The organism is Bacillus sp. JST-5 (assembly GCF_057747715.1).
Window position 1 is genome coordinate 19,683 of sequence record NZ_JBYLHW010000041.1, and the last position, 4,100, is coordinate 23,782.

A 4,100-nucleotide genomic window follows, 5' to 3' on the forward strand; every position below is an offset into this window, starting at 1 on the left:
TGAATTGGTTATCCATCATTTATAAATTCACCCACATTACTAGTGCATCTTCAAAATTATCCGTATAATATCCTTTTCGAATGCCACCATTTTTAAATCCTAATTTCCTATATAAATTTTGCGCCACGTGATTGGATACTCTCACTTCTAATGTCATTGTTTTTGCCCCTTTTTCACGGGCTAAATTTTGTAATTGTTTTAATAGCGTTTCGCCTATTTTCTTACCTCTATATTCAGGACGAACAGCTATATTTGTAATATGTGCCTCATCTACGACAATCCAAACCCCACCATAACCTATTGCTTTTCCGTCTATATCTGCAACGATATAATAGGCGTATGGGTTATCCGTCAATTCTCTGTAAAAAGCTTCTCGACTCCATGGTAACGTAAACGATAGACGCTCAACTTCCATAATATCATCTAAATCCATTAAATTCATATAACGATACGAAGGAGTTTTCCCCACAATAATCCTTCCTAACCTTGATTATTTTCACCTAACCATTTAGCTTCAGCCTCTGCCAAACGGATATAATTAGGGGTGAATGTATGTATATTCTCACCCGGCAAATCTTTTCCTAATAAAGCTAGCTCAGCAGGTCTTGGGTTATGTTCTGTAATGATTCCAGAATAGTAATTTTCCCCCAATATTTCTGATAAAACATCTTGATGTAGTGGAAGATCATTTCCTAAAAACAAAACTGGTTCATCTAATTCTTTTAACCGCTTTGCCCATTCTTCGTTTTTCACATTTTGATCTTCAATTACTTCCTTCAACACTCCTGCATCCCATTTATATAACCCTGTATATAATTGCCCTCTTCTAGCATCGAATAACGGAGAAATAAATCCTGGAAAATGTCTACCATTTGCAGCTAACACTTTTAAGCTTGAAACTCCCACGAGCGGAATCTGTAATGACCATGCTAATGTTTTGGCAATTGTAACACCAATTCTTACTCCAGTGTAAGAACCAGGACCTTTAGCAACTACTATTTTTTTAAGGTTTTTTGGTGTATAATCACATTCCTCCAACAATTGTTGAATTGCTGGCATTACACGAACCGAGTGATTTTTTTTTAAATTTGTAATATATTCACCAATTACTTTTGAATCGTCTATAAGGGCAATTCCTAAAACATAGTTTGATGTATCAATTGATAAAATGCTCATTTTAGTAACTCCTTGCATAACTGTTCATATCGTTTTCCTTTAGGTTTAAAAACGATCTTTCTTCCCCCATCATTATGGTGAAATATTTCAATATTTAGTAGTTCAATTGGTAATTGTTCATTGATGAGATGTGCCCATTCAACAACAGTAACTCCGTTTCCGTAAAAATATTCATCAAATCCAAGATCTTCATCCGCATCCTTTAGACGATAAACATCCATATGATATAAAGGTAGTCTTCCCTTATATTCTTTAATAATTGTAAACGTCGGACTATTTACGGTTCTTTTGACTTCTAGACCTTTAGCAATCCCTTTTGTAAAGGTTGTTTTTCCTGCTCCTAAATCTCCTTCCAGAGCAATGACATCTCCACCCTTTAGTAGAGCACCTAATTGTTGAGCTAATAATAAAGTTTCTTGTTCATTGTATGTAATTTTCTCAAATTGCGCCATTGTTCAGCCACCTGTATATTTTTCTTACTTCATTAAATTTACCGAAATGAGAAAGAAATATCAATCATTCCAATTCAAAAACGTTTGTAACTTAATTTAAATATATCCATTTTTCATCTATCTAATAAAAGAATAGAAAGGTAATACCTTCATAAATAAATAAATACGTTTTATTAGTCCATTTTTGTTAAAGTAATAAACAATCGACATAAGCATAGAGGTCAAGATTTGAATGTTTCAAGTTCATTATTCAGAATTCACTAACATGAAAAAAGAAGTGTAAAGCATAGTAACGGAAAAGAAACTTAGAGTCTGGATTTTATTGAGGAATGTTTCATTTTGAACCATTAATAAGTGAAATATGAAATAATCATTAAGTAGTAATGATAGAGCCGTTTAGGTACGGATGGAGTGATATAACATACAAGGAACGGATAGTTGAAACCATAGTGAGAAGAAATAAAAATTAGTCTTGAAAAACTATTCAAGTTGCATATTCGTATTCAGTTTCTGGAATCTATATCCGGTCTTCATTTTATCAATTTAGTAACCGTTATATTTTCTAAACCAGGGTAGGTATATTTTAATTCATTTGCACGCTTCTTCTCTCTTTTCCTTGTTTCTAGCTAATTTAAGGATAAGAGAAATCGGAGAATGCGTGCTTTTTTGCTTTCCATTGTTTTTAAAACCACAACATTTAGTTTTGTATCCAAAAGACTTAATCTTGATTACTCACATTCAAATACGATTTAACTTTATTCTCAATTTATAATGTAGAGTAGAGTCCTAAGTTGGATGGAAACCTGTTTTGCTTTTCTATACTCCACTATCTAAACCGTTTTCCTTTTTCCCCACGGCTTCAGGTAGGAAATAACAACCAAGAAAAGTAAAATAACTAGACAAGTAACAATACCTACAAATAACATCATTCGATTATTGAGATATTCTTGGGCTTGTAATGGATACAGTTCAATGGAAAGGATTTTCGGAATCTCGTTGTGGATACGTAAACCAATGATTGCTGAACCTAATAGAATTGCTAGAATGTTCCCAATCCACTTTGCAATAATCCAATAGTATTTTGTGAATCCCCAATTAGTTCGGACCGCAATCCAGATCCCAGTTATTAAACAGCCAAAGCCACCGGGTATAATTAGAAAATTGTCGAAGAACAAGATATACATATGAGCAGCGTATATATGATCTTCGAATTTTGGAAAAGTTGTAGAAACTGCCATTACAAGTTCTCCTAATAATCCAGCAAAGTACATAATAACGAAAATCACGTGAGCAATGACCCACCACTTCTTTTTATTAATACTTAAATTTTTTGATATACGGTTTCCAAAAAATACTAATAAAGTGGTCAAAAACAAAATCGTTAATGCAATTGAACCGATTACAATAATTCCCATCAATTTATAAAATTTTTTGTGGATTAAACCTTTTTTTCTATCCTTCTCAGTTCAAGTAATAACCAATCAAGCCACTCTCTTTCCATTTTGTAATACGATTTTAGAAACTTTACATTTGCCCTTTTGCCAATGTAGACATTCGAGCTATCTACATCTTCTTGCGAAAATTGATGAATAATTTTTTCGACAAAATTCTTCCGTTGGATAACTTGGTCTATTACTAATTGTGTAGGTAAAACCTCCAACCATCCTATTGCAATTGAATAGTCAAATGTAACAATTTCCTGTGAAGCAAGACCAGCAAACACCATTTCTTGTAAAGCCTTCTTTCCTGTAGGCGTGAGTGAATAAACTTTTCTTCTCGGCATATTTCCTACTACTTCTGTATCACTCGTTACCCAACCTTTCCTTTCGATCCTCTGTAGAGTTTGATAAATGGTGGCTCTATTGGTTTTAGTCCAATATCTAATTTTCATTTGATCCAAATATTTGTCTATCTCGTGACCATATCGTGCACCAGAATGCAACAACCCTAATACAAGACATTCAGTGGGGGAAAAATTCATCTCAACAATACCACCTTTTCAATGATTTTAATATGAAATATACTAGTATTTGTAATACTAGTATTGAACATACTAATATATTAGTCGTATTTTTTTCATTTGTAAAGTTCTTTTTTGTACACAAGAGTTACCAGTCCTGTGAACTGAATGAAATACACGATATAAAAAATATGCTGTAAATGTGTGATCAGTCTTTCCCATTTTAAAGGTTTTTACTATAAAGGGGATTCGTTTTTACTATAAAGGGGATTCGTTTTCACAAGAAGGGTAAAACACATTAAATTTTATGAATATGATTTCATCAAACTCTTTTCCTTTTTCTTTATTTAAGCAATTGTATGAGAAATTGAAGAATGCATGCTTCTTTTTTACTTTCAAATTGTTGTTAAACCCCAAAATTTAGTATAGAGTACAAAAAACATACTAAGATTAGTAGCACAGACCACGGCCATGGTCTGTGCTACTATTTTTTTATAGTAGAAGTGGAGAAT

At 32.8% G+C, this 4,100-nt stretch carries 5 protein-coding genes; all 5 read right to left on the reverse strand.

The features are described 5' to 3' along the window. Positions 1 to 19 precede the first annotated feature (19 nt). Positions 20 to 469 (reverse strand): ribosomal protein S18-alanine N-acetyltransferase, encoded by a 450-nt coding sequence (gene rimI / locus AC3ASS_RS09415; RefSeq protein ID WP_488283275.1) that lies wholly within the window; start codon positions 467 to 469, stop codon positions 20 to 22. A gap of 11 nt (positions 470 to 480) precedes the next feature. Continuing rightward, a complete protein-coding gene (gene tsaB / locus AC3ASS_RS09420) occupies positions 481 to 1,176 on the reverse strand; it encodes a tRNA (adenosine(37)-N6)-threonylcarbamoyltransferase complex dimerization subunit type 1 TsaB (RefSeq protein WP_488283276.1) in 696 nt (231 codons plus the stop codon). After that, positions 1,173 to 1,628, reverse strand: coding sequence for a tRNA (adenosine(37)-N6)-threonylcarbamoyltransferase complex ATPase subunit type 1 TsaE (gene tsaE / locus AC3ASS_RS09425; RefSeq protein WP_488283277.1), 456 nt, complete (start codon positions 1,626 to 1,628; stop codon positions 1,173 to 1,175). The genes tsaB and tsaE overlap by 4 nt, the downstream gene beginning before the upstream one ends. Before the next feature lie 830 nt (positions 1,629 to 2,458). Next, positions 2,459 to 3,046, reverse strand: a complete 588-nt coding sequence (locus AC3ASS_RS09430) for a DUF2269 domain-containing protein (RefSeq protein ID WP_488283278.1) — start codon at positions 3,044 to 3,046, stop codon at positions 2,459 to 2,461. Positions 3,047 to 3,066: 20 nt separating this feature from the next. Further along, entirely contained in the window at positions 3,067 to 3,609 is a 543-nt protein-coding gene (locus AC3ASS_RS09435; RefSeq protein ID WP_488283279.1) for a PadR family transcriptional regulator, read from the reverse strand. Positions 3,610 to 4,100: the final 491 nt, after the last annotated feature.

What these genes read in the sequence shown, in the direction of transcription:
- tsaB (WP_488283276.1), bottom strand. Translation starts at nt 1,176, where the DNA reads ATGAGCATTTTATCAATTGATACATCAAACTATGTTTTAGGAATTGCC.
- tsaE (WP_488283277.1), bottom strand. Translation starts at nt 1,628, where the DNA reads ATGGCGCAATTTGAGAAAATTACATACAATGAACAAGAAACTTTATTA.
- AC3ASS_RS09435 (WP_488283279.1), bottom strand. Translation starts at nt 3,609, where the DNA reads ATGAATTTTTCCCCCACTGAATGTCTTGTATTAGGGTTGTTGCATTCT.